Origin of the sequence: Pseudomonas sp. Cab53 (assembly GCF_018325965.1) — a bacterium.
Classification (GTDB): domain Bacteria; phylum Pseudomonadota; class Gammaproteobacteria; order Pseudomonadales; family Pseudomonadaceae; genus Aquipseudomonas; species Aquipseudomonas chlororaphis_E.
Map to the genome: position 1 here is coordinate 3,390,810 of NZ_AP021902.1, position 26,019 is coordinate 3,416,828.

The 26,019-nt window shown below is 64.5% G+C and carries 18 protein-coding genes; 11 read left to right on the plus strand and 7 right to left on the minus strand.

The window, feature by feature from the left end; translation table 11 throughout:
- Window positions 1–7: 7 nt before the first annotated feature.
- The 8 genes from KI241_RS14660 to KI241_RS14695 all read left to right on the plus strand — a co-directional run bounded on the left by KI241_RS14660 (window position 8) and on the right by KI241_RS14695 (window position 11,587).
- Window positions 8–952, plus strand: coding sequence for a DUF58 domain-containing protein (locus KI241_RS14660; protein WP_042732321.1), 945 nt, complete (start codon window positions 8–10; stop codon window positions 950–952).
- The gene (locus KI241_RS14665; protein ID WP_042732322.1) at window positions 949–1,443 is read left to right on the plus strand and encodes a DUF4381 domain-containing protein; all 495 of its coding nucleotides are present in this window, start codon (window positions 949–951) and stop codon (window positions 1,441–1,443) included. Before KI241_RS14660 ends, KI241_RS14665 begins: the two co-directional genes overlap by 4 nt.
- On the plus strand, window positions 1,436–2,515 hold the full coding sequence (locus KI241_RS14670) for a VWA domain-containing protein (protein WP_047738786.1): 1,080 nt from the start codon (window positions 1,436–1,438) through the stop codon (window positions 2,513–2,515). The genes KI241_RS14665 and KI241_RS14670 overlap by 8 nt, the downstream gene beginning before the upstream one ends.
- Window positions 2,512–4,245, plus strand: coding sequence for a tetratricopeptide repeat protein (locus tag KI241_RS14675; protein WP_123578983.1), 1,734 nt, complete (start codon window positions 2,512–2,514; stop codon window positions 4,243–4,245). Before KI241_RS14670 ends, KI241_RS14675 begins: the two co-directional genes overlap by 4 nt.
- Window positions 4,242–5,879 carry a BatD family protein gene (locus KI241_RS14680; RefSeq protein WP_123578982.1) on the plus strand — a complete coding sequence of 546 codons (1,638 nt, stop codon included), beginning with the start codon at window positions 4,242–4,244 and terminating at the stop codon, window positions 5,877–5,879. The genes KI241_RS14675 and KI241_RS14680 overlap by 4 nt, the downstream gene beginning before the upstream one ends.
- Window positions 5,880–6,105: 226 nt before the next feature.
- Window positions 6,106–7,350, plus strand: coding sequence for an exonuclease SbcCD subunit D C-terminal domain-containing protein (locus KI241_RS14685; protein WP_047738790.1), 1,245 nt, complete (start codon window positions 6,106–6,108; stop codon window positions 7,348–7,350).
- A complete protein-coding gene (locus KI241_RS14690) occupies window positions 7,347–10,988 on the plus strand; it encodes an AAA family ATPase (protein WP_212802645.1) in 3,642 nt (1,213 codons plus the stop codon). The genes KI241_RS14685 and KI241_RS14690 overlap by 4 nt, the downstream gene beginning before the upstream one ends.
- On the plus strand, window positions 10,985–11,587 hold the full coding sequence (locus KI241_RS14695; protein ID WP_212802646.1) for a glutathione S-transferase: 603 nt from the start codon (window positions 10,985–10,987) through the stop codon (window positions 11,585–11,587). The genes KI241_RS14690 and KI241_RS14695 overlap by 4 nt, the downstream gene beginning before the upstream one ends.
- Window positions 11,588–11,718: 131 nt before the next feature.
- Here the strand turns inward: KI241_RS14695 and KI241_RS28010 are convergent, their stop codons facing one another.
- From KI241_RS28010 to KI241_RS14725, 7 genes are all read right to left on the minus strand, one after another.
- Window positions 11,719–11,844 carry a hypothetical protein gene (locus tag KI241_RS28010; protein ID WP_272914003.1) on the minus strand — a complete coding sequence of 42 codons (126 nt, stop codon included), beginning with the start codon at window positions 11,842–11,844 and terminating at the stop codon, window positions 11,719–11,721.
- A 170-nt stretch (window positions 11,845–12,014) separates the two neighbouring features.
- The gene (locus KI241_RS14700; protein ID WP_042732538.1) at window positions 12,015–12,194 is read right to left on the minus strand and encodes a hypothetical protein; all 180 of its coding nucleotides are present in this window, start codon (window positions 12,192–12,194) and stop codon (window positions 12,015–12,017) included.
- A 156-nt stretch (window positions 12,195–12,350) separates the two neighbouring features.
- Window positions 12,351–13,526 (minus strand): lactonase family protein, encoded by a 1,176-nt coding sequence (locus KI241_RS14705; protein WP_042732539.1) that lies wholly within the window; start codon window positions 13,524–13,526, stop codon window positions 12,351–12,353.
- Window positions 13,513–13,809: a DUF5629 family protein gene (locus tag KI241_RS14710; protein WP_042732542.1), complete on the minus strand. Its 297-nt coding sequence runs from the start codon at window positions 13,807–13,809 to the stop codon at window positions 13,513–13,515. Before KI241_RS14710 ends, KI241_RS14705 begins: the two co-directional genes overlap by 14 nt.
- Window positions 13,810–14,044: 235 nt before the next feature.
- Entirely contained in the window at window positions 14,045–15,625 is a 1,581-nt protein-coding gene (locus tag KI241_RS14715; protein WP_212802647.1) for an aldehyde dehydrogenase (NADP(+)), read from the minus strand.
- A 12-nt stretch (window positions 15,626–15,637) separates the two neighbouring features.
- A complete protein-coding gene (gene araD1, locus KI241_RS14720) occupies window positions 15,638–16,630 on the minus strand; it encodes an AraD1 family protein (protein WP_047738796.1) in 993 nt (330 codons plus the stop codon).
- 140 nt (window positions 16,631–16,770) lie between these two features.
- Window positions 16,771–18,111, minus strand: a complete 1,341-nt coding sequence (locus tag KI241_RS14725) for an MFS transporter (protein WP_212802648.1) — start codon at window positions 18,109–18,111, stop codon at window positions 16,771–16,773.
- A 192-nt stretch (window positions 18,112–18,303) separates the two neighbouring features.
- Here KI241_RS14725 and KI241_RS14730 point away from each other — a divergent pair, with 192 nt between their 5' ends.
- From KI241_RS14730 to KI241_RS14740, 3 genes are all read left to right on the plus strand, one after another.
- Complete coding sequence (locus KI241_RS14730) at window positions 18,304–20,040, plus strand: IlvD/Edd family dehydratase (protein WP_042732819.1); 1,737 nt, start codon at window positions 18,304–18,306, stop codon at window positions 20,038–20,040.
- 255 nt (window positions 20,041–20,295) lie between these two features.
- Complete coding sequence (locus KI241_RS14735; RefSeq protein WP_047738797.1) at window positions 20,296–21,015, plus strand: FadR/GntR family transcriptional regulator; 720 nt, start codon at window positions 20,296–20,298, stop codon at window positions 21,013–21,015.
- Between the two features lie 139 nt (window positions 21,016–21,154).
- On the plus strand, window positions 21,155–25,861 hold the full coding sequence (locus KI241_RS14740; RefSeq protein ID WP_212802649.1) for a DUF6543 domain-containing protein: 4,707 nt from the start codon (window positions 21,155–21,157) through the stop codon (window positions 25,859–25,861).
- Window positions 25,862–26,019 lie beyond the last annotated feature (158 nt).

A 26,019-nucleotide genomic window follows, 5' to 3' on the forward strand; every position in this document is an offset into this window, starting at 1 on the left:
AGGCGTCATGACTAACCCACTGGCGCCCGCACCGGGCATCCGCGTCAGCCTTTCGGAGCTGATCGAGATGCGTCATCGCGTGCGCGAAGTGCAGTTGTTCTCGACCCCGGGCCAACGCAGCCCGTTGATCGGCCTGCACCACTCCAAGCTGCGCGGACGCGGCGTGGATTTCGACCAGGTGCGGGTCTACCAGGCCGGCGACGATGTGCGCACCATCGACTGGCGCGTCACCGCCCGCACACAGGAACCTCATACCAAGTTGTTCCACGAAGAGCGCGAGCGGCCGATCTTCATCATGATCGAGCAGAGCCACCGCCTGTTCTTTGGGTCGGGCCTGCTGTTCAAGTCGGTGCTCGCGGCCCAGGCCGCCAGCCTGATCGGCTGGGCCGCGCTGGGCCACAACGACCGTGTCGGCGGCCTGGTGTTCGGCAATAACACCCACTACGAGGTCAAACCCCGGCGCAGTAAACAAAGCCTGTTGCAATTGCTCAACCGCCTGGTGCGGGTCAACCAGTCGTTGCACCCCGAGGGCGAGCCGGACCGCGATTCATTCGGCATTGCCCTGCGTCGGGCCCGGGAAGTGCTGCGCCCGGGCAGCCTGGCGATCGTGATCTGCGACGAACGCGCGCTGTCCGACAGCGCCGAGCAACAACTGAGCCTGCTGTCACGTCATTGCGACCTGTTGCTGCTGCCGCTCTCGGACCCGCTGGACCACGCCCTGCCCGCCGCCGGTTTGCTGCGCTTCGCCCAGCGCGGTGCGCAACTGGAGCTCGACACCCTGAATGTCGAACTGCGCCAGGCCTATCGCGCCCAGGCCGAGGCGCGCCAGGAGCGCTGGGAGTTACTGGCGCAGAAACTGCGGATCCTGATGATGCCCCTGAGCACCCAGGGCGACATGGTCGAGCAGTTGCGCGAGTACCTGAACCCCAAGCGGGCCGGGATCAGCCGATGAACAGCCTGGACCAGTTGCAGCCACTGATGGCGCCGCCCCCCATTGGTTTCTGGCCACCCGCGCCGGGCTGGTGGTTGCTGCTGATATTGCTGCCACTGTTGGGCCTTGGGCTGTGGCAGTTGCGCCGTTTTCTACCCGCCAAGCGCGCCATCAGTCGCACCGAGCAACCCCTGGACCCGGTGCGGCTGGCCGCGCTGGCCGAACTGGCGCTATTGCCCAAGCCCTACGATGGCGCACCGGCCGGTGCCTGGTTGCAGCAGCTCAACGGCTTGCTCAAGCGCCTGTGTCGCAACCACTACCCCTACAGTCAGAGCCACACCCTGAACGGCCGCCAATGGCTGGCCTTCCTGGATAACCGCTGCCCGGCCGCCGGGCTGACCCGTTGGATGGTCCTGGTCGAAGGGGCCTACAAACCCGAATGCAAGCTGGACGACAAAGCCATTGCCGGCCTGACCCAGGCAGTCGACATCTGGATTCGCAAACATGTTTGAGTTCGCCTGGCCGTGGATCTTCGCGCTGTTGCCGCTGCCGTGGCTGATGCGCCTGCTGCTGCCCGCGGCCGACAGCGGCGAGCCGGCGCTCAAGGTCAGTTTCCTGGGGGAGCTCGAAGGCCTTGTCGGGCGTCGCGCCCGCACGCAACTGCCGAGCTGGCGCCAGCAAGCGCCTTTCATCCTGCTCTGGCTGCTGTTGTTGATCGCCGCCGCCCGTCCGCAATGGCTCGGCGAGCCGCTGCCCATCGCCGCCAGCGGCCGCGACCTGCTGGTGGCGGTGGACGTTTCCGGCTCCATGGACTTCCCTGACATGCAGTGGAAGGACGAAGAGGTCAGCCGTCTCGCGCTGGTCCAGCACATGCTCGGGGATTTTCTCGAAAGCCGCGAAGGTGACCGCGTCGGCCTGATCCTGTTCGGCAGCCAGGCTTATCTGCAAGCGCCCCTGACCTTCGACCGGCGCACCGTGCGCCGCTGGCTCGACGAAGCGCGCATCGGCATCGCCGGCAAGAACACCGCCATTGGCGATGCCATCGGCCTGGCCCTCAAGCGCCTGCGCCAGCGTCCGGCCCACAGCCGCGTGCTGATCCTGGTCACCGACGGCGCCAACAACGGTGGGGAAATCGACCCGCTGACCGCCGCCCGGCTGGCGGCCGACGAAGGAGTGAAGATTTACCCGATCGGCATCGGCGCTGACCCGGAGCAAAGCGGCACGGCGGGATTCCTCGGCGTCAACCCAAGCCTGGACCTCGACGAGGCGACGCTACGGGAAATTGCCCAGGCCACCGGCGGGCGTTATTTCCGCGCCCAGGATGGCGAACAGTTGCTGGCGATCAAGACCACCCTCGACCAGCTCGAACCGGTGACCCAGCAACCGACCCAGGCCCGCCCGGCCCAGGCGCTCTATCACTGGCCCCTGGCCGTGGCACTGCTGTTGAGCATGCTGCTGGTGGCCCGCGAGCGCTGGCCGGACAACCCCTTGCAACGCCTGTTCAACCAGCCGCTGTTCCAATCGACCCCTCATGCCGAGTGGCGCCAGCGGCTCAAGCGCCTGCGCTTGCGGAGGCGTCGATGACTGCGCTCTGGCCGCACTGGTTGCGCCCCGTCTTTATCCTGCTGCTGCCGCTATTGGGCTGGTTGCTCTGGCAACTGTGGCACCGCCAGCGTCGGGTGGGCCGCTGGCAGATGATCCTGCCGGCCGCGTTTCATTCGGTGCTGCTCAGCGGTGGCAAGGGTCGTGAAAGCCGACTGCCGTGGATTGCCCTCGGCCTGGGTTGGCTGTTGACGGTACTGGCGTTGCTGGGTCCAAGCTGGGCACGGGTCGAACAGACCAGCCAGAAGCCTGCCGACCCGCTGGTGGTGGTGCTGGAACTGACGCCGGAAATGCTCGCCACCGACGTGCCGCCCACGCGCCTGGAGCAGGCCCGACGCAAGGTGCTGGACCTGCTGCACAACCGCAGCGACGCCCAGACCGCGATCATCGTCTACGCCGGCAGCGCCCACACGCTGGTGCCGCTGTCCGATGACCTGTCCACCAGCGCTAACCTGCTCGAGGCCCTCAAACCCTCGATCATGCCCCAGGGCGGCCATCGCGCCGACCTGGCGGTGATCAAGGCGATGGCCCTGCTGAACCAGGCCGAACTCGGCCACGGCCGGATCCTGCTGATCGCCTCGTCGCTGAACGAGCAGGAGCGCCAGGGTATCCACCAGGTCTTGGACGGTTCGCCCACGCAATGGCTGATGCTGGGCGTCGGCACCCGGGAAGGCGCGCCGGTGGCCCAGGAGGATGGCAGCTACCTCAAGGATGCCCAGGGCGCGATCCTGGTGCCACGCCTGGACAGCGCGGGGCTCAAGTCCTTCGCCAATGAACTGGACGGGCGTTATCGTCCGGCGCGCCTGGACGACAGTGACCTGCGCGGCCTGGGCCTGCTGGATGGCCCGCGTCATCTGCGCGAGGACGGCCAGATGCTGCGCCTGGACGCCTGGGCCGACCAGGGCTACTGGCTGCTCTTGCCGCTGTTGCTGCTGGCGGCCTGCGCGGGCCGGCGCGGCTGGCTGTTCTGCCTGCCGTTGCTGCTGGTGTTGCCGCAGACCGGCCAGGCCTTCGAATTCGAGGACTTGTGGCTGCGTCCCGACCAACAGGGCCAGCATTTGCTCAAGCAGAAACGCCCAGCCGAGGCCGCCGCGCATTTCGAGGACCGCCAATGGCAAGGCGTCGCCCTCTACGAAGCAGGCAACTACAGCGAAGCCGCCCGGCGCTTCGCTGAAGGCACCGACGCCCGCGCCCACTACAATCGGGGTAATGCCCTGGCCAAAAGCGGCGAGCTGGAAGCCGCGGTGGATGCCTACGAGCAGGCGCTGGAGTTGCAACCGGACCTGCGCCCCGCCCAGACCAACAAAACCCTGGTACAGAGCCTGTTGAACGAGCAGGCGGCGCCGGAGCAAACCCCGAAACCGACGCAAAACGAAGAACCGGGACCTGCCGAGCAAGCGCCGGACGCGGCGTCTTCCGCCCAGTCCTCGGAACCGGGCCAGCCCTCGACTGAAACGGCGACGCCGCAGGAGCAACCCCAGGCGCACCCGGCACCGCCCTCGGGCGCCCAGGACGTGCCCGGCAGCGAACTGCCCGACGAGCAGACCACCACACCGCCGTTGCGCCCCGCCGCCGGACAGCGCAATGAAGAAGAACAGCGCCAGGCGCTGGAGCAATGGCTGCGCCAGATCCCGGACAATCCAGGCGAACTGCTCAGGCGTAAATTCTGGTACGAACAACAAAGCCATCAGGCCCAGGGAAAAACCCCATGACCCGCTTCACCGCCTACCTTCTCGTCCTGCTGTTCTGGGTGTGCCCAACCCAGGCCGCACAGCTGACGGCCAGCGTGGACCGCAGTCGGCTGAACTCCGGCGAAACGGTGGAACTGACCCTGGAATCCAATGATGCCACGTTGTTCGGTAAGCCCGACCTGGCCCCGCTCCAGGCGCTGTTCGAGGTGCGCGGCACCCGGCAGGTCAACCAGTTGACCACCCTCGACGGAGAGAACCGCGCCACCACCCGCTGGATCGTGACCCTGCTGCCGCGCGAAAGCGGCACCGTGATCATTCCCCCGTTGCAACTGGGCGAAGTGACCAGCCAGCCCATCACCCTGCAAGTGATCGAAAGCGAGACCCGCAACGCGTCCGGCACCCTTGCCCCGGTGTTCATCGAGGCCAGCCTCGACCAGAACAAGGTGTATGTGCAGGCCCAGGCGATCCTGACCCTGCGCATCTACCATTCGGTGTCGCTGTACGACGACAGCAGCCTGACGCCGCTGCACATTCCCGACGCCCGCACCGAACAACTGGGCGAGTCGCGCACCTATGAAAAAGTCATCAACGACGTGCGCCACGGTGTCATTGAGCTGCGCTACGGCATCTACCCGCAACGCAGTGGCGAACTGACGATTCCGGCCCAGACCTTCAGCGCCACCCTGGTGGAACCGGTGGCCCAGGGCGCCGCGCCGGCGGGCCCGAAACCCGGCCAGTTGATGCACGTCAGCTCCGAGCAACTGGTGCTGACCGTCAACCCCAAGCCGGCCAGCTACCCGGCCGATGTGCCCTGGCTGCCGGCCCGCAGCCTGTCGTTGAGCGAGAGCTGGAGCCCGGAGCCGACCCACAGCCAGGTCGGCGACTCCCTGACCCGCAGCCTGACCCTCGAAGCCGAAGGCCTGGCCAGCGCCCAACTGCCACCGCTGCCGGCCACCGAGATCAACGGCCTGCGACGCTACCCCGACCAACCGGTGCTCAGCAGCCGCAGCAGCGAGCGTGGCCTGGTGGGCAGCCGCGAGGATCGCGAGGCGCTGGTGCCCAACCGCAGCGGCACCATCGAGTTGCCGCCGGTGGAAGTCGTCTGGTGGAACACCCTGGAAGACCACCTGGATCGCACCAGCCTCCCGGCGCGCACCCTGCAGGTGGCGAACAACCCGAGTCTGATGGTCGATACCCCGCCGGGAGCCCCGCAGGTGGTGACCACCGTCGACAGCGAAACGCTGTGGTACTGGCAACTGGGGACTTTTATCCTGGCCTGCACGACCCTGCTCGGTTTCGGCCTGTGGTGGCGGGCACGCTCGCAGCCGGCGGTCCTGCGCTCGGCCCAGGCCGGACCCAGCCCGCGCACGTTGCTGGACGACCTCAAGCGCACCTGCCTGGCCAACGACCCCCATGCCACCCGCCAGGCCCTGGATGCCTGGGCCCGCCAGCAACCGGAAACCCTGGCCGACATGGCCGCGCGCTTCGTGCCGCTGTCCGATGCCCTCGACGGCCTCAACGGCGCCCTCTACAGCGAAACTGGCCAACACTGGCAAGGCGACGACCTGTGGCGCGCCATCCGCACCATCCCCACCGCAGAACGCGCCCAGGACCTGCTGGGCGACAGCGGCTTGCCACCGCTTTATCCCAAATAATCCCCGACACTTGTGGCGAGGGGATTTATCCCCGCTGGGCTGCGAAGCGGCCCTAAATACTTACGCCTCGGTGTACCAGACAGATTGAGTCGCCTGTTCTGGGGCTGCTTTGCAGCCCAGCGGGGATAAATCCCCTCGCCACAGGATCGGTTCTTCCCAGTAAACTCTGCACTTTTCCAGCCGCCCTCTTCACCCGCGGCCATCACCTGTTTTTCTGGAGTTTGCCTTGCGTCTGTTCCACACCTCCGACTGGCACCTGGGGCAAAACCTGCACGGCCAGGAGCGCGATTTCGAGCACGCGTGTTTTCTTGAATGGCTGCTGCGCCAACTGGCCGCCGAGAAGCCCGATGCCCTGCTGGTCGCCGGCGACATTTTCGACACCGTCAACCCGCCGGTCAAAGCCCAGGAGCGCCTGTACGACTTCATCGTCAGCGCCCACGAACAAAACCCCAACCTGACCATCGTGATGATCGCCGGCAACCACGATTCCGGCTCGCGGATCGAACTGCCCGCGCCCCTGATGCGGCGCCTGCGCACCCATGCCTTGGGCCGGGTGCTGTGGCTGGACGACGGCCAGTTGGACGTCGAACGCCTGCTCCTGCCGCTGCCCGACGCCAAGGGCAAGGTCAAGGCGTGGTGCCTGGCCCTGCCCTTCCTGCGCCCCGCCGAAGTCACCGGCGCGCACTTGGGCGACGATTACCTGCGAGGCATCGGCCAGGTCCATGAGTGGCTGATCGCCGCCGCCAATGGCAAGCGCAAGAAAGGCCAGGCACTGATCGCCGTCAGCCATGCGCACATGGCCGGCGGCTCGGTGTCCGAGGACTCCGAGCGCAGCCTGATCATCGGCAATGCCGAAGCGCTGCCCGCCAGCCTGTTCGGCCCGAGCATCAGCTACGTTGCCCTTGGCCACCTGCACAAGCCGCAGAAGGTCAACGGTGAAGAACGCATTCGCTATAGCGGTTCGCCGATCCCGCTGTCATTCTCCGAGATCGGCTATCAGCACCAGATACTCGACATCACCCTGGACGGCGACACCCTGGCCAAGGTCGAGCCCCGGCTGATCCCCCGGGCCGTCAATCTGCAACGGCTGGGCCCGGCGCCGCTGGCCGACCTCCTGGTGCAACTCAAGGAACTGCCCGACGTCGACCTGCTGGCCGACGTCCAGCGTCAACCCTGGCTGGAGGTGCGGGTGCGCCTCGACGAGCCGCAACCGGACCTGCGCCATCAGGTGGAAACCGCGCTGCAAGGCAAGGCCGTGCGTCTGGTGCGCATCGCCGCCGAATACGCCGGCCAAGGCGACAGCGGGCGCACCGACGAGGACGCCGCGTTGATCGAACTGGATCAACTGAGCCCCGAGGAACTGTTCAGCCGCGCCTGGCAGGACACCTATGGCAACGAAGTGGACGAACAGACCCTCAAGGATTTCGCCGTGCTCTTGCAAGACGTGCAGTTGGAGGACGAGCAGCCATGAAGATCCTCGCGATCCGCCTCAAGAACCTGGCCTCCCTGGCCGGGCCTTTCGAAATCGATTTCACCGCCGAACCGCTGGCCAGCGCCGGCCTGTTCGCCATCACCGGCCCCACGGGCGCCGGCAAGAGCACCTTGCTCGACGCTTTGTGCCTGGCGCTGTTCGGCGCGGTGCCGCGCCTCAACAACACCGCACGCGATGCCAAGGTGCCGGACGCCGACGGCGAGATTGCCACGGGCGACCCGCGCACGCTGTTGCGCCGTGGCACCGGCGAGGGCTATGCCGAGGTGGACTTTCGCGGCATCGACGGTCGCCGCTATCGCGCCCGCTGGGAAGCCAATCGCGCCCGGGAAAAGGCCGGCGGCAAGTTGCAGGCCAGCCGCCAGAGCCTGCGGGACCTGGACAACGATCAATTGCTGGCCAGCCAGAAAGGCGAGTACAAGACGCGGCTCGAAGCCGTCCTGGGCCTGAACTTCGAGCAGTTCACCCGCGCCGTGTTGCTGGCCCAGAGCGAGTTCAGCGCGTTTCTCAAGGCCGATGACAACGACCGCAGCGAGCTGCTGGAAAAACTCACCGACACCGCCCTGTACACTCGCTTGGGACGTCGCGCCTTCGACAAGGCCAAGCAGGCCAAGGAAACTCACCGGCAGTTGCAAGACCAGGCCACCGGCGTCACCCCGCTGGCACCCGAGGCCCGGGCCGAGCTGGACCAGCGCTTCAACGACGCCCAGCAACAGCTCAAAGCCCAGCAGGCCCAACTCAAGCAACTGGAGTTGCAGCACACCTGGCTCAAGGACCTGCGCCAACTGCAGGATGAACACGCCCACGCCGCCGAGCAATTGCAACAGGCCCAGGCCGATGGGAATGCCCTGGCAGAGGAACGCCTGAAGCTGACGCGCCTGGAGCAACTGGCTCCCCAGCGCCATCAGTTCATCCGCCAGGCGGAATTGGCTCGGCAACTGGAGCCCCTGACGGCGCAGGTCCAGCAGCTCGGCCAGCAGCAAATCGACTTGCAGGCCCAACAGGTGGTGCTGGACAAAGGCCTGGAGGATGCACAGCAGGCCCTGGTCCTGGCCCGGCAACAAAGCAGCGACACGGCACCGTTGCTGCGCCAGGCCTTTGAAGAACAAAACACCCTGGCCCGCCTCGCAAAAGAGGCAAGCCAAGCCGCCGAGCGCCAGGAGCAGGCGCAACAGGCCTGCACCGAAGGCCAGAAAACCATCGATACGCTGCTCGACCAGCAAAAGCAGTTGGCCGAACGCCTGCAGCGCATCAGCGACGAGCTCGAACAGAGCAGCCACCTGGCGCCCCTCAGCGAGGCCTGGAATGCCTACCGCGATCGCCTCCAACAACTGATGCTGATCGGCAATCGCCTGAACCAGGGCCAGGCCGAACTCGCCACGCTGGAACAAAACGCCAGCGACGCGGCCCAGGCGCTGACGTCCCTGCGCCAGGCGCTCGACGTGCTCTACAAGGAAGCCGGCGCTGAACCGGAAGCGGTCGCCGAACAGATCCAGTTGCTTGGCAACCTGCTGCAGGACAACCGCAAGCAACTGCGCGCATTCGAAGCACTGACGCGACTGTGGGCCAGCCAACAAGACCTGGGCAAGCGCGGCGCCGACCTCGAACAGCGCCAGCAACAGGCGTTGCAGACCCGTGATCGCCTAGTGCGTGAAGGCGGCGAAGCCAAGGCCGAACTGGCGCTGGCCGAGCAGGCCCTGACCGTGACCCGCGAATTGCTGGAACGGCAGCGCCTGGCCCGCAGCGAGAGCGTCGAGCAACTGCGCGCGCAGTTGCAGGACGATCAACCGTGCCCGGTCTGCGGCAGCGTCGAGCATCCCTACCATCAACCCGAGGCCCTGCTGGAAAGCCTCGGGCGTCACGATGAAAGCGAGCAAGCCAACGCCCGCAAGGCCGTCGAAGCACTCAATGAAAAAGTCATCGACTTGCGCGCGCAGTACAGCGGCGTCATCGCCCAGCTCAAGGAACTCAAACAACAGCACGAACACCTGGCCAGTCAGCAGCAAAGCCTGGCCCCGAGCCTGGAGGCCCATCCCCTGTCGGCGCAACTGCTGGCCCAGGACCCCGACCGGCGCGACGCCTGGCTGACCCAACAAGACAGCCAGTTGAACCAACTCATCCAACAGGACGAGCAACGGCAAACCGCCCTGCTGACCTTGCAACAAGACGCCGCGCGCCTGGCGCAGCAGCTGCGCCAAGCCGAAACGGCGAACCAGCAGGCGGCCCAGCACCTGAGCAACCAGCAACAGGAACTGGCCCGTGATCGCCAGCGCCTGGACGACGAGCTGGGCCATTTCAGCGCATTGTTGCCGGCTGATACCTTGCAGGCCTTGCGCACCGAGCCCGCCGCGACGTTCCTGCAACTCGACCAGCAGATTGCCCAGCGCCTGGCGCAATTGGAGCAGCAGCGCGACGAACTCGCCGAACAGCTCAATCGCCAGCAGACCCTGGAAAAGGAACAGGACCGCCAGCAGACCCGCGTGCAGCAGTTGGAGTCGGCGCAACAGCAGTTCCAGGCCCTGGCCGAACAGCAGCAGGCCTGCCAGCAGAGGCTCGCGCAACTGCTGGGCGAACACGCCAGCGCTGAACACTGGCAGCAGCAACTTGACCAGGCCCTGGAGCAGGCGCGCACCGCCGAGGCCTCCGCCGGTCAACAGCTACAGGCACTGCGTAACGCCTTGGTGCAACGGGCAGCCGAGCTCAAGGCCCGGCAGGAACAGGTGCAAGCCTTGGAAGCCGAGCAGCAGGCATTGGTCGCCGGCATCGCCCAATGGCGCGCCTCCCATCCCGAGCTGGACGACGCGGCGCTGGAGGCCTTGCTGGCGCTGGACGAGGCAGGCGTCAGCCAGCTACGCCAGCGCTTGCTCAACAGCGAAAAGGCCATCGAACAGGCCCGCGTGCTGCTCACCGAGCGCGAGCAGCGTTTGCACAATCATCAGGCCCAGCACAATGGCAACCTGTTGCCCGAGCAGTTGGCCAACGCCCTTGCCGAGGTGCAGGGCCAATTCGCCGCCAGCGAACAACGCTGCGCCGAACTGCGCGCCGAACAGGCCGAAGACCAGCGCCGACAGAACGCCAACCAGGCCCTGGCGCAACAGATCGAGCAGGCCTATGCCGAGTATCAGCGCTGGGCGCGCCTGGATGCGCTGATCGGCTCGGCCACCGGCGACCGTTTCCGCAAGCTCGCCCAGGCCTACAACCTTGACCTTTTGGTGCACCACGCCAACGCCCAGCTCCGGCAACTGGTCCGTCGCTACCGGCTCAAGCGCGGCGGCAGCATGCTCGGGTTGCTGGTGATGGACACGGAAATGGGCGACGAACTGCGCTCGGTGCATTCGCTGTCGGGTGGCGAGACGTTCCTGGTGTCCCTGGCCCTCGCACTGGGCCTGGCCTCGATGGCGTCCAGCACGTTGCGGATCGAGTCGTTGTTCATCGACGAAGGTTTCGGCAGCCTCGACCCCGAGTCCCTGCAACTGGCGATGGACGCGCTCGACGGCTTGCAGGCCCAGGGCCGCAAGGTGGCGGTGATTTCCCATGTGCAGGAAATGCACGAACGGATCCCGGTGCAGATCCAGGTGCGTCGCCAGGGCAACGGCTTGAGCACGGTGGAGGTGAAATGAGCCACGCCACGCTTTATTCCTTCCGGCGCTGCCCTTACGCCATGCGGGCGCGCATGGCCCTGCGCTACGCCGCGGTGGAGCTGGAGATCGTCGAAGTCAGCCTGAAGGCCAAGCCGGCCGAGATGCTCGCGCTTTCCAGCAAAGGCACGGTGCCGGTGCTGTGGGCCGATGGCCGGGTAATCGATGAAAGCCTGGAGATCATGAACTGGGCCCTGGCCCAGCATGATCCGCAGGACTGGCGGTTGCTGGGCGATCCCGTTGGTCAAGCGGCGACGGCGGCGTTGATCGAGGAAAACGACCAGGGGTTCAAGCAGCACCTGAATCGCTACAAGTACCCCGAACGTCATCCGCAGCATCCGGTGGAATACTATCGAGCCGAGGGTGAGGGTTTTCTACGCACGTTAGAAGCGTTGCTTGAAACCCGGCCGTTTCTGGTCGCGCCTCACCAGAGCCTGGCCGACGTGGCCTTGATGCCCTTCATACGCCAGTTCGCCCACGTCGACCGTGAATGGTTCGCCCAGGCGCCCTACCCTCATCTGCAACGATGGCTGCAACGGTTTCTGGAGTCGGAGCTGTTCGTGGCGATCATGGCGAAGTGACTAACAGCCCGCACATCACCCCTGTGGCGAGGGGATTTATCCCCGCTCGGTTGCGCAGCGACCGCAAAAAGGACCGCTTCGCGCTCCAGCGGGGATAAATCCCCTCGCCACAACAGCGATCTCTTGCCCCTTCAGTCTTCAAGCAAACTGAGTAATCGCTCCCGCGCCACTTCCAGTTCGCCGGGAGCCGGCTGGGCTGCGGAGACGATCGGGGTGGAATAGAGGAACAGCAGCATCACTGCCAGACGCATCGCCATGGTGTCGATCCTTATCGGCAAAGGAGTCAATTTGTCAGCGTCAAATTTAAACACATGGCCAAGTGATATTACAGCAGGATTTCCGGCGAACCCCGAAAACAACGAAGCCTGCGATCTTTTCTCTTTTTGAAAGACGAAAAGATCGCAGGCTTCAGTTGCAGCAGGGTCGCTCAGTGTTGGGCCTTGTGGTCCAGCGCGGCGTAGAAATTGGCGCTTTGTTGCAAGTACTTCTGGGTGTAGCTCTGGGTGTGGTTTCTTTTCTCGCTGATTTCGACACTGGCACTGGCAGGCAGCGCGACAGTGGCCGAGATGGCGGAAGCGGCGATGACGGAGAAGAGATTGAAGTTCATGGCGGTAGTCCTCGGATTCAGTTGGCTTGTCTGCCCGGTTGGGCCGTGAAGCAAACTTACGCGCCGAGGCGTCCCGCTTTGAAATGCTTTGCGCTACTAGCGAATATCAGTCCCGTTGATACAACCACGCAGGCCCCGAAAATCGGGGCCTGCGGTCTATTGCCGCAAGATGAACTTCAGGTCGCTGGGGGCATCCATCGCCAGTTTCTGCACGGTTTTACCCAGCAGGCCGGTCTTGGGATCACGCTCGATCACGACTATCTGGTTGCTCTTCTGGTTGGCCACCAGCAAGAACTTCTCGCTCGGGTCGAGGCTGAACTCGCGAGGGTGATCGCCTTCCACGGAACGGCGTTGCAGCTCCTTGAGCGTCCCCGCCGCCGGGTCGATGGCGAACACCAGCACCTCGTTGGTGGTGCCGCGATTGCTGACGTAAAGGAACTTGCCGTCCCTGGACGCATGCAGCCCCGCCGCTGCTTTACCTGCCTGGGGCTTGCCGGCCGCCAGGTCCACCAGTTGTCGCTGGGCCAGGCGCCCGTCCTGATAGTCGAACACCGCCACTTGCGCGGTCATCTCCATGGTCAGCCAGGCGTGCTTGCCATCACCGCTGAACAACAGGTGCCGTGGCCCGCTGCCGGGTGGCAACTGCACAAACGCCGGATCCGCTGGCGTCAGTGGCAACTCAGGATTGGCCTTGGGGTCGTAGCGGTAGATGAACACCTTGTCCGCCCCCAGGTCGTTGGCGAACACATACTTGCCGTCAGGTGACGACACCGCCGAGTGAACGTGGGCCGACATCTGCCGCTCGGGGTTGACTCGACTCGGCTGATGGCTGCTCAACTGCACCACCGGCGCCAGCTTGCCATCGGCGCCGACCGGCAGCACCGCCAGGGTGCCGCCCGGATCCTCCACGACCGAATAGTTGCTCACCAGCAGATGCCGGCCATCGCCGCTGAGGCTGGAATGGGTCGGCTCATTGCCCAAGGATTGCACCTGGTTGATCAGGCTCAGCTCATGGCTCTTGGGATCGATGGCGTAGCTACTCACCTTGCCCACCGGGTCTTTCTGTCCCGGTCCGTTTTCGTTGACCGCGAACAGCCGGGTCATATCCGGCGACAGGGTCAGCCAGGAAGGGTTGTCGGTCTTGACCACTTGCAAGGGCTTGGGATCGAGCTGACCGGTGCGGCTGTCGAATTGCAGGCGATAGATGCCTTGGCTCTGGCCGGCGGTGTAGGAACCCACCAACAGCGGGTAATGCTCATCGGTTGCGGCCTGCACACCCATGGCTCCCACGCTGCCAGCCATCAACAGTGGCCAGAGACTACGCATCTTCATGTTCGTCGTCCTCATCGTCGTGGCCGCTGGTCGCTTCCACGCATTCCAAGTGGTGGTCACCCGAATCGCTGGTGATGATCCAGTGCTTGCGGGCCGGGTCGAAGGTCGCGGCCTGCATCTGCGCCGGGGTAAAGCGCCAATGTTCGAGGGTACGGCCGTTCATGCACTCGACGTGCAACTGGTCCTGCTCGTCGAGGGAGAAATCGAATGCATGCAGCCCGTCGATGATCAGCATGTCGCATTTGTGAAGGGCATCGAGCAGAGTGTCAGTTACGGCAGTCATGGGCATCAGTCATTCATTGGGGAAGTGGACATGATAGCCCAATGGGCGAGTGGGCCGTGGCCATCACTTCAGAAGCGACGTTGGCTGGGTCGGCCTCTTCGCGGGCAAGCCCGCTCCCACAGTTGGATTTCCAGCGAACACAAACGCTGTATTCAAAAAGATCCCCTGTGGGAGCGGGCTTGCCCGCGAAGAGGCCGGCCCATTCAACATCAATGCCACGGCCCCACCGCGATCCTCAGAGCGCCTCGCGCCCCGGCACCCCGTCCACCAACCGCAGGATGCCCAGCGGGTTGGCGTTCTTCAACGGTTCCGGCAGCAGGCTGTCGGGGTAATTCTGGAAGCACACCGGCCGCAGGAAACGATCGATCGCCAGCGTGCCCACCGAAGTGCCGCGTGCATCGGACGTCGCCGGATACGGCCCGCCGTGGACCATCGAATCGCACACTTCCACCCCGGTCGGATAACCGTTGAGCAAGATGCGCCCGACCTTCTGCTCCAGCAATGGGGTCAATTCGCCGAACTGTTCGAAGTCCGTCGGCTCGCCAATGATCGTCGCGGTCAGTTGGCCGTGCAGGCCATTGAGCGCTGCGGTGAGTTGTGCCTGATCGGCCACTTCAACGAACACGGTCGTCGGGCCGAACACTTCTTCCTGCAACGCCTCGTCACCGTTGATCAGCAGGCTGGCGTCGGCCTTGAACAACTGCGGCTGGGCCTGGTTGCCCTGCTGCGCGCGCCCGGCCAAGTGCTCGATGCCTGGGTGGGCGAGCAACTTCTGCAAGCCTTTGCCATAGCTTTGCAGGGTCCCGGCGTTGAGCATGGTTTGCGGCGCCTGGTCACCGATCAGCGCCGCCACTTGCTGGGTGAACGCGGTGAATTGCTCTGAACGGATGCCGATTACCAGGCCCGGGTTGGTACAGAACTGACCGCAGCCCATCACCACCGAGGCCGTGAGGTCACGGGCCACGCTGTCGGCGCGGGTTGCCAAGGCCTGGGGCAGGACGATCACCGGGTTGATGCTCGACATTTCGGCAAACACCGGGATCGGCTGGGGCCGCGCCGCCGCCATGTCGCACAGCGCGCGTCCGCCCTTGAGAGAACCGGTGAAGCCCACTGCCTGGATGGCCGGGTGCTTGACCAGCCACTCACCGACGCCACCGCCGTAGATCATGTTGAACACACCCGCCGGCATGGCGGTTTTTTCCGCCGCGCGGATGATCGCGTCAGCCACCCATTCGGCCGTTGCCATGTGCCCGCTGTGGGCCTTGAACACCACCGGGCAACCGGCGGCCAGGGCAGCGGCGGTGTCGCCACCGGCAGTGGAAAACGCCAGGGGGAAATTGCTCGCGCCGAACACCGCCACCGGGCCGAGGCCGATGCGGTACTGACGCAGGTCCGGACGCGGCAGCGGCGTGCGCTCCGGCAACGCGCGGTCGATCCGCGCACCATAGAAATCGCCCCGGCGCAGGACCTTGGCGAACAGGCGCATCTGGCCGCTGGTGCGACCGCGTTCGCCCTGGATGCGGGCCGCGGGCAAGGCGGTTTCACGGCAGACCACGGCCACGAACTCATCGCCCAGGGCGTCCAGCTCATCGGCGATGGCGTCGAGAAATTCCGCGCGGCGCGCGGCGCTCAGGCTGCGGTATGCCGGATACGCAGCGGCCGCGGCCTTGGCGGCGGCATCGACTTCTTCGGCCGTGGCCTGGACGAACTCACCCGGCAAGGCTTCGCCGCTGCTGGCATCGAAACTCTGCAAACGCGTCTGGCCGGCCGCGCTGCGCGCGCCACCGATGTAGTTGTGGCCAAGGATCTGGTTCATGCAAGTCTCCTTTTAGAGTGTGCCGATAGTGCCTGGGGTGAACACCGCGTCCACCGGGGCGATGCCATTGACCAGCGGCGCGCCGAATTCGGCCTGGCTGATCTCGAACACGTCCCCCGGCTGGGTGCGGATGCCATCGGCGAACGACAGGGTCGCGGTGCCGAAGAAATGAACGTGGACGTCCCCCGGACGCAGGAACTGACTGTACTTGAAATGGTGGAACTCCAGGTTTTCGAGGCTATGGCACATGTTCGCCTCGCCACTGAGGAACTCGTTCTGCCACAGCACTTCGCCATTGCGCAGGATACGACTGCTCCCGGACAGATGTTGAGGCAATTCACCAAGGCGAAGTTCCGGACCAAAACTGCAACTGCGCAATTTCGAATGGGCCAGGTACAGGTAATTCTTGCGTTCCATCACGTGGTCGGAGAATTCGTTGCCCACCGCGAAGCCCACCCGGTAAGGCTTGCCGTCGAAACCGATGACATACAGGCCGCTGATTTCCGGCTCCTCGCCGGCATCCTCGGCGAACGGTGGCAAGGGGAACGGCTGGCCCGGGCGGACCACGATGCTACCGTCGCCCTTGTAGAACCATTCCGGTTGCACGCCCGCCTGTCCCGAGGCGGGCTTACCGCCCTCCACGCCCCACTTGAAGATGCGCATGGTGTCGGTCATGGCCGCTTCGTCACCGGCCTGCTGGTGCATCTTGTCCCGCGCCGACGCGCTGCCCAGGTGGGTCAGCCCGGTGCCGCTGACCAGCAGGTGCGCCGGGTCCGGGTGATCCAGTGGCGGCAGGATGCGCAGCTCGGCGAGCAACCGCGCGTAGTCGTGACCGGCCCCCAGGCCCAGGCCATTGACCTGTTGCTCAAGCTTCACGCCCGCCTTGATGGCCGCCAGCGCCAGCTCGCGCACGCTCGTCGCACTGTGCACTTCGCGCACCTGGTCGCCGTCGACCACACCGACGCGGCGCTCGCCGTTGGGCAATTCGAACTGAACTAAACGCATGGTTTTCTCCTGTAAACAAAAACTTTGAGTACGCCTGATCATCCTGTGGGAGCGGGCTTGCCCGCGAAGGCGGCGGTACATCCAGTATTGATGCAAGCTGATCCACCGCTTTCGCGAGCAAGCCCGCTCCCACAGGATGATCAGTGGTGAATCTCAGACTTATGTACGCGTCGCCCCCGGGCACTGGCCGCGAACTGGTCCGCCGGCAGCACGTGCTTGCGTTCCAGCAGGCGATAGACCACGCCGGTCAGCACCAGGCCGAACACCATCACGCACGACAGGAAATACAACCCCGACGCCAGGCTGCCGGTGTACTCCTTCAGCGCACCGATCACGAACGGCCCGATGTAGCCGCCCAGGTTGCCCACCGAGTTGATCAACGCAATGCCCGCCGCCGCACTGGCGCCGGCGAAGAAGCGCCCCGGCAATGTCCAGAACACCGCCGTGCAGGAAAACAGCGCGAACGCCACCAAGCACAACGCCGCCAGTTGCAACACCGGAACCGACAGCCAGGCACTGAGGAACAGGCCCATGGCACCCAGGACATAGAGCACCGCCAGGTGACCGTAGCGATCATTCAGGCGGTCGGAGCTGCGCGGGATGATCAGCAAGCCGAGGATGCCGAAGATGTACGGCACCGACGACACGAAACCGGTCACCAGGTCACTGCCACCGAACTGCTTGATCAGCGTTGGCAGCCACAGACCCAAGCCGTAGATGCTCAGGGTCACCGGCAGGTAGAACAGCGCCAGCAGCAAGACCCGCTTGTCCTTCAGGGCGTGCAGCGGGTTGCCGTGACGGGTCTGGCCGTATGCCTGCAAATCCTTCTTCAGCTCGCCGGTCAGCCAGTCCTTCTCCGCCTGGTCCATCCACTTGACCTGTTGCGGGCCGTCGGGCAGGTAGCGCAGCACCGGCCAGGTCAACAGCACCGCCGGCAGACCGATGACGATGAACAACCACTGCCAGCCATGCAGGCCCAGGACCCCGTCCATGCCCAGCAAGCCGCCGGACACGGGGCCGGTGATCATCATGGCAATGGGTTGGGAAAGAATGAACAGGCCCAGGATCTTGCCGCGATGGCGCACCGGGAACCACTGGGTGATGTAGTACAGCACGCCGGGGAAGAAGCCAGCTTCGGCGGCCCCGAGCAGGAAGCGCATCACATAGAAGCTGTTGGGCCCCTGCACGAACGCCATGCCAATGGTGATGGCGCCCCAGGTAATCATGATCCGGGCGAACCAGCGGCGCGCGCCGAAGCGTTCGAGCATCAGGTTGCTCGGGATTTCCAGCAGGAAGTAGCCGATGAAAAACAGCCCCGCGCCCAGGCCGTAGGCGGCGTCGCCGATGCCCAGGTCGGCGCCCATGTGCAGCTTGGCAAAACCTACGGCGGAGCGGTCCACGTAGGCGATCAGGTACAGCAGGATCAGGAAGGGAATCAGTTTCAGCGTGATGCGACGAATAAGCCGCAGTTCCTGGCTCATGGGACCGTTCTCCAATTGTTGTTGTTATAGAACTCGGGGGATTTCTCTCGCGCACGACCGCCAGGACAATCCCTCCGTTGAACCGGACTATATAGTAATACTATTTACCCAACAACACTTCCAAACGGCGCAAATTGCGCTTATGTTACGCTTCAGTTCGAACAATATAGTCATACAATAAGAGAATCGATCATGTCTGATAAGAAACCCTCCCTGCGCTCGGCCCAATGGTTTGGCACCGCCGACAAAAACGGCTTCATGTACCGCAGCTGGATGAAAAATCAGGGCATCGCCGACCATCAGTTCCATGGCAAGCCGATCATCGGCATCTGCAACACCTGGTCGGAGCTGACACCGTGCAACGCGCACTTCCGGCAGATTGCCGAGCATGTCAAACGCGGCGTGATCGAGGCCGGGGGCTTCCCGGTGGAATTCCCGGTGTTCTCCAACGGCGAATCGAACCTGCGCCCCACCGCCATGCTGACCCGCAACCTGGCGAGCATGGACGTGGAAGAGGCGATCCGCGGCAACCCGATTGACGGCGTGGTGCTGCTCACCGGTTGCGACAAGACCACCCCCGCCCTGCTGATGGGCGCCGCCAGTTGCGATGTACCCGCCATCGTCGTCACCGGCGGACCGATGCTCAACGGCAAGCACAAGGGCCAGGACATCGGTTCGGGCACCGTGGTCTGGCAGTTGAGCGAACAGGTCAAGGCCGGCACCATCACCCTTGACGACTTCCTCGCGGCCGAGGGCGGCATGTCCCGCTCGGCCGGCACCTGCAACACCATGGGCACGGCTTCGACCATGGCCTGCATGGCCGAAGCCCTCGGCACCTCGCTGCCGCACAACGCCGCGATTCCGGCGGTGGACGCACGCCGCTACGTGCTGGCCCACATGTCCGGCATGCGCGCCGTGGAGATGGTCCGCGAAGATCTGCGGCTGTCGAAGATCCTGACCAAGGAAGCCTTTGAAAACGCCATCCGCGTCAACGCGGCCATCGGCGGTTCCACCAACGCGGTGATCCACCTCAAGGCCATCGCTGGGCGCATCGGCGTGCAACTGGAGCTGGACGACTGGACCCGCATCGGTCGCGGCATGCCGACTATCGTCGACCTGCAGCCATCCGGTCGCTTCCTGATGGAAGAGTTCTACTACGCCGGCGGCCTGCCCGCCGTGCTGCGCCGCCTCGGCGAAGCCAACCTGATCCCCCACCCCGACGCCCTGACGGTCAACGGCAAGAGCCTCGGCGAAAACACCAAGGACGCGCCGATCTATGGCCAGGACGAAGTCATCCGCACCCTGGACAACCCGATCCGCGCCGACGGCGGCATCTGCGTGCTACGCGGCAACCTGGCGCCACTGGGGGCGGTGCTCAAGCCTTCCGCCGCCACGCCTGAGCTGATGCAACACCGCGGCCGGGCGGTGGTGTTCGAAAACTTCGACGAATACAAAGCGCGGATCAACGACCCGGAACTGGACGTGGACGCCAGCTCGATCCTGGTGATGAAGAACTGCGGGCCCAAGGGTTATCCGGGCATGGCCGAGGTGGGCAACATGGGCTTGCCGGCCAAGCTGCTGGCCCAGGGCGTTACCGACATGGTGCGCATTTCCGATGCCCGCATGAGTGGCACCGCCTACGGCACCGTGGTGTTGCACGTGGCGCCGGAAGCGGCCGCCGGTGGCCCGCTGGCGGCGGTGAAGGAAGGTGATTTCATCGAACTGGATTGCGCCAGCGGTCGCCTGCACCTGGACATTCCCGACGCCGAACTCGCCGCCCGCCTGGCCGATCTCGCCCCGCCCCAACAATTGCTGGTGGGTGGCTATCGCCAGTTGTACATCGACCATGTGCTGCAAGCGGACCAAGGCTGCGACTTCGACTTCCTGGTCGGCTGCCGCGGGGCGGAAGTGCCACGGCACTCTCATTGATCCAACATTGACTACTCCCACAGTGATTTTGAGGCGGTCCGGAAATCCCGTCCGCCAGAAATCCTTGTGGGAGCGGGCTTGCTCGCGAAGACCGCGGCACCGTCAACATCAATATCGACTGACACGCCGCCTTCGCGAGCAAGCCCGCTCCCACAGTTCTAATCCTCAGTGGATTCAAGTTCGCACTAGCGACCCGCCTACGCCGCGCCTGCTATCATGCGCAGCACCCCTCCCGCACAGGATCGCTTCGCGTCCATGGATTACCGCAAACCTTCCGACCGCAAAAGCATGCACGCGCGCATCGTCCAGGAACTGGGCATGCAGATCGTTTCCGGGCGCTTCAAGCCAGACGACAAACTGCCGGCCGAAGCCTTGCTGTGCGAGGAATACGCCGTGAGCCGTCCGGTGCTGCGCGAGGCCACCCGGGTGCTGGTCGCCAAGGGCCTGGTGTATTCACGCCCGCGGGTGGGCACGGTGGTCAAGGCCCGGCGCGAATGGCACATGCTCGACCCGGACGTGTTGCACTGGTTGATGCAAAGCAGCCCGCAGAACGAGTTCTTCGGCCTGCTGACCAGCGTGCGCAGCATCATCGAACCCGCTGCCGCCGCCCTGGCTGCACAGTTCGCTACCGACGCCGACATCGCCGCCATCCGCGAAGCCTATGAACGCATGGACGCCGCCCCGACGCCCGAAGCCCTGCTGCAACCGGACCTGGACTTCCACAGCCGCATCGCCGACGCCACCCACAACGACCTGCTCGCCAACTTGTGCAACATGTTGTCGGTGGCCATCGCCGAAGCGCTCAAGCATTCCAACCAGCGGCCCAACCTCCACGAGCTGGCCATGCCGCGGCACAGGGCGATCCTCACCGCTATCGAGAACCGCGACGCCCTCGGCGCCCGCCACGCCACGCTGGTGCAATTGGACGACGCCCGCAGCGCATTGAACGTTGTGCTGGGAGCCGATCCCACTTGATCAGGTCAGAAAGCGCAACGCTTGGCTAACCGACATTATTCTCAACAGGCGGTACTTATGTACCGCCTGCCCATGCCATGGAAGTCGATACTTTTCTCGCCGTCATCCCGACGGCCATGTTTCGTGAAAAGGACTTCTCATGAGCACTCCTTCCACCGCTGATTCGATCCCTGCGCTGGCCCAATGTGTCAGCCTGCAATTCGCCAGTCGCCCGACCCTCGAACAGGTCGCCCGGCGTCTGCTCGAACAGGCCCTCAAGAAAGCCGATCCGTGGCTGGACATCGACCTCTTAAAGGCCCAACTGGCGACGCCGGACGTCACCACTCGCGGCTGGCACTTCCAACCCTTGATGGGCGCGGTCCTCGATTACCTGGCCAGCGGCACACTCCCGGACTTCACCTCGAAGGGAGCACTTGACTGCTTTCTTTCCGACGCCCCGCCACGGCGCCTCTGGTCAGGCGATCGACGCCTGGACATGCAGGTCATCCGGCGAGCGATCCTTGAACTGCCCTGGAGCGTACCGATCGACCTGGAAGATGCGCTGGTCGGTTACTGGAGCGCTGACATCAGCGGCGACGACCAAGCCAACGCGAGCCGCCACACCAGCCGCTGGTGCTGGCTCAGCGATGTGCTGCGCAACACCCTGAGCCTTCGTGGCCTGCAACAACCCGGGCTCACGGAGGTGGCGCGCGAGACCCTCGACCAGATCGTCCGGTGGCCGGACCACGAGCAACGTTTGTGCCTCAATCGACAAGCGCCGGTGTATGCCTACCACCTGGAAACCCAGCTCACCCAGGGTGGCAACCAGACGACACTGGTCGCCAGCGAGATCCTCCTGACCCGCGTCCATCAGGGCATGCGCGAATGGCTCTTGTGCAGCCCCAGCAGCGCAGTGTTGTCCTTTGCCTCCCTGGAGGCCTTCGAGCACCACTGGGGCAAACGCATTGCCAGCCAATACACCGTCGACACCATCACCTGCCAACGCCAAGAGATCAGTGGCAACGTCTTCGAGCACCAGGCGGCCATGCTGCTGGAGCAGCAACTGGCCGACCTGCAAGCGGTGCAGTTGCCCGCCGGGATCGACACCCAGGCGCTCACGCATCTCTACAGCGACCTGAGCGACCCGGCCCGCTCGCTGCTGGACGCCCCGCGGCTGTCACCCGACATGAAGGATCGCCTTGGCCCTCTGCTGCCCACCTGGCTGAAAGACGCCGCCATCGTCGACCAGACGACACTCCAGCACTACAGCCTGGCGCTGGCCAGCGCCAAGCGACGCCACCAGGGCCAGACCTTTCTCAGCGGCATCGACGACATCAAGGCCTTTACCACCAACGCCTTGCTCGAACACCTGGGAAAGGCCAACGACCGCAGTCCGAACCCGCTGCCAGCGAGCCCACTCCAACCCGACGACGTGGTGCTGACGTTCAGCGTTTCGGCGGGTTATCCCGGCACCATCGGCCTCAGCGAAAAGCGGCAGATGAGCCTGACCGAACTGGCCATCCACAACCTGGTCGGTCGTCCCAGCGGCACCTTCACCCTCAGCCATCGCCTGGGCCAGGCGCTGCCGACCTGGCTGACGCCGGCCTTTATCAACCCACTGATCGAACAGGTCGACATTGGCGCGACCTATCCTCGCTATCTGCGCGAGCATTTGGTCGACGACGTTCCCCGGGCGCAGGCGCGGCAACGGATCTTCGCCGAACAGCTCCCGGCGCAACTGATGCTTGAAGCCTTGAAACAGAAACTGGCCGGGGAGAACGGCATGACCGTCCAGGGCCTGCGCCTGCTGGAAGCCGTGCTCCAACCCGACGCGGCGAGCCAGCGGGTCGACGGTCGCCCGGTGGTCATTCGCCAGTTGCGGGTGTTGCGCCAACCCAAGGCCCGGCCCGACAGCGTGGCCAACATGTTCATCATCGAGGCTCAGGACATCGCCAACGGTCCGCACCTGTTGTATCGGCCGCTCTACGCGCCCTCGCTGCAGCAATTCCCGACCCGCGAGGCGCTGATGCAGGCCATTGCCACCTCCGGGGACCTGCAGGACAGCATCCTGACCTGGCTGCCCGACGCCGCACGCCCGATCTACGCCAACGGTGGGTTCCTGGAGCCTCACATCATGCGGTTCTTCAACGGTGACGAATTCAGTGTCCCGGACAAGCCTGCTCCCGCCACGCTCGCCCTCGACGACGCCCACGGCGAACTGCTGCAATCGCTGCACAAGGGCGAGCTGATGCAGTACCTCTACGGCTGCAACGCCCAGGCCCTGGTGACCCAGGCCGACCGGGATTCGGTGTCCAATCGCGAAAGTCGCTGGGCGGTGTTGCTCGAAGGCGGCGGCCTGTTGTTCAACACCTTGCTGTTCCCTTTGCTGCGCGGCCCGGCCATGACCACCGTCTGGCTCTGGAACCTGATGGCCAGCGCCCAGCAGGACATGCCGGCGCTGATCAGCGCCGACCCGGTGGCCCGCGAGTTTGCCGCGGTCGACCTGCTCGTCAACCTAGCCCTGCTGGTAAGCCAGTTGCCTGCCGGCCGTGGGCCGGTGCCGCGTGCCGCGCTGCCCGAGTCGGTGCAACAGGAGGCCATGCGCCCGCCCGCGCCGCGCGCCGTCGCCGAGCAATGGCCCGAACCGGCGGCGCCCACCCTCGTGGAGGGCACCGTGGCCGAACCTGACGCCCCCGCCGAGGCCAACAGCCGGCGCCTGGATTTCAATTTCGCCAGGGCCAGTGGCCAGCCGACGCCGCAACAACAGGCGCGATTGCAACAATTGCAGGTGCCCTCCCCCAAGACCTTGCCCGACCCCATTGAAAACGGCCCGTTCAAGGGCCTGTACGTGATCGACAACAAATGGCATGCCCAGGTCGAAGGGGCCTTCTATCGGGTCACGCCTGAATACGATGGCAGTGCAACCATCGTCGACCCCCTCGCTCCGCTCGACGCCGACAAGAACGGTCCGCCGTTACGAGTCGATGACCAGGGCCATTGGCACCTGGATTTGCGCCTGCGTCTGCTCGGCGGTTCACCCCCCAAGCGGGTGGACGCCCAGCGCCGTGTCAACCTGGAGCGGGCCAAGCAGTTGACTGATGAATCCAACCGGTTGGAAGCGCAAGATGCCGATCGGCAAAAAGCCCTGGACGTGGCTCAGCAAGTCATGACCCGGACCGAGGAAGGTGGCAACTACACCGAAGCCCAGCGGGCGGCGAAACGCAAGATTTTCTACGACCTGCTCAAGGAACAGACCGAGGCGTACCTGACGCTGGCGAACAGCGCGGCCGAACGCGCCAGCCTGGGCATCGGTTTCCCGTCCGGCTCCATGCATGTGCTCATGGAAAACGTGATCAACAATGCCCGCAAGGCGTTCGTGATCACTGAACAGGAGCTCCTGGCCCTCCAGCGAGCACATCCTCAGTTTAGAGAGTCTACCGACATCAGGGAAATGGTCATCCGTGACGTCGAGTCTTATATGAAATACCTCGACACCAAGAGCAACATCAATGACCAGGCGATCCATTGGCTGGAACTCAAGGACGACTACCTCGAGCGGCTATTGAACCTCGACGCCTCGGGCGCACGGGCGTTCGAACGGCTGACCCGCAACCGTCCCGCCAATGAGAGTAACGCCTTTGGCAGTAAAATCCGGCAACTCACCACGCTCCCCATGTTGTCGGTGAAAAACCGCCAATCCGCCCTGCCCGACCGCCTGCTGCGCATTCTCATACCACTGATGGAACACATCCGTTCCCACGATGACCTGCAAACCTACGACGTCTCCCCGTCAGACAGAATCGAAGTGCTGGAAAGCCTGACCGAGCACTACGGCAAGACCCTGGATACGTTGAAGGGGACAAAGGCCCTTTACCTGGACGACATCAACGAATCCTATTTCGACAGGTTGCTCAAACTGGTCGAGGGTCTTTACCAGGAGGTCTCCAACAAACTCGCCGCTGAAATCAAACCCGAGCCAAAACCGCGCAAGCGTATACCGAAGCGCCCCAGGACCGGCGCCGGGCTGCCGCAGAAAAAGTTGATCAGAACCCGCCACAATGGCGTCTTGATCGGCGACCTGAAACCCGCCGGCACGAGCCAACCCATCGAAGTTGTCGAAATGCACTCCAAGGGCAGCAACCAAATACTTGCCACCTATTCGCGCCACGAGGATGTCTGGGATGTGGTCGATGTACGCCGCCCGACCCCGGCGCCCCAGACCCGATCGTTCAAGGCCATCCGAACCCAGGCACGAGAACTGCTCGACGAATTGGACAAGCGCATGAGCCGCGCCGAAAGCTACAAGACACACTGTCGGCATCCTCAGGAAATAGAGGAAATCCTGAACAATGAGGCAAGTCACTTCCGCACGCTCGGCGAAGAACTCGACCGGGCGTTCAGTGCATCGCCCGCCTCGCGCACCCCGGCCAACGAGGAACTGAGCCGACAATTGTCAGACGCCGCCCACCAACTGACCACCAAGGGCAGCGACCTGCGTATCGAACTGAGCCTGAAACTGCCACCCACCGACGGCAACCTGCGGTTCCTGTTCGAGAAAAACCTGATACAGGTGGCCCGGCTCGGCGACCGCACGGCCCTGCAAGGCGCCCGCAAGGACTTCCTCCAGGAATACGCCATCAACGACCGAGACGGCTTCCCGATCTGGTACGCGCATTTTCATTACGAAGCGGCCGACACACCGAAGGACAACTTCAGCGTTGCGCACCTCAAGACCAAGGAGCAACGCAAGGAGCACTACCACTCACTGCTGGCCAAGGCCACCAGCCCCTATGCGGTGGTGAATGTACATCGAGGGCAGATCAGCAAGTCGCTGGCCCAGAGCCGGTTTCTGCCGTTGGCGCCGTGATCGCTGGAGCGATAGCGTCCGCTTTTGTGGCGAGGGGATTTATCCCCGCTGGGCCGCGAAGCGACCCCAACTCTGCCACCTCAATCAACCTGACACACTGGCGTGTCAGGTTTTTGGGACTGCTGGCGCAGTCCAGCGGGGCGGTGCGACGTTTCGCT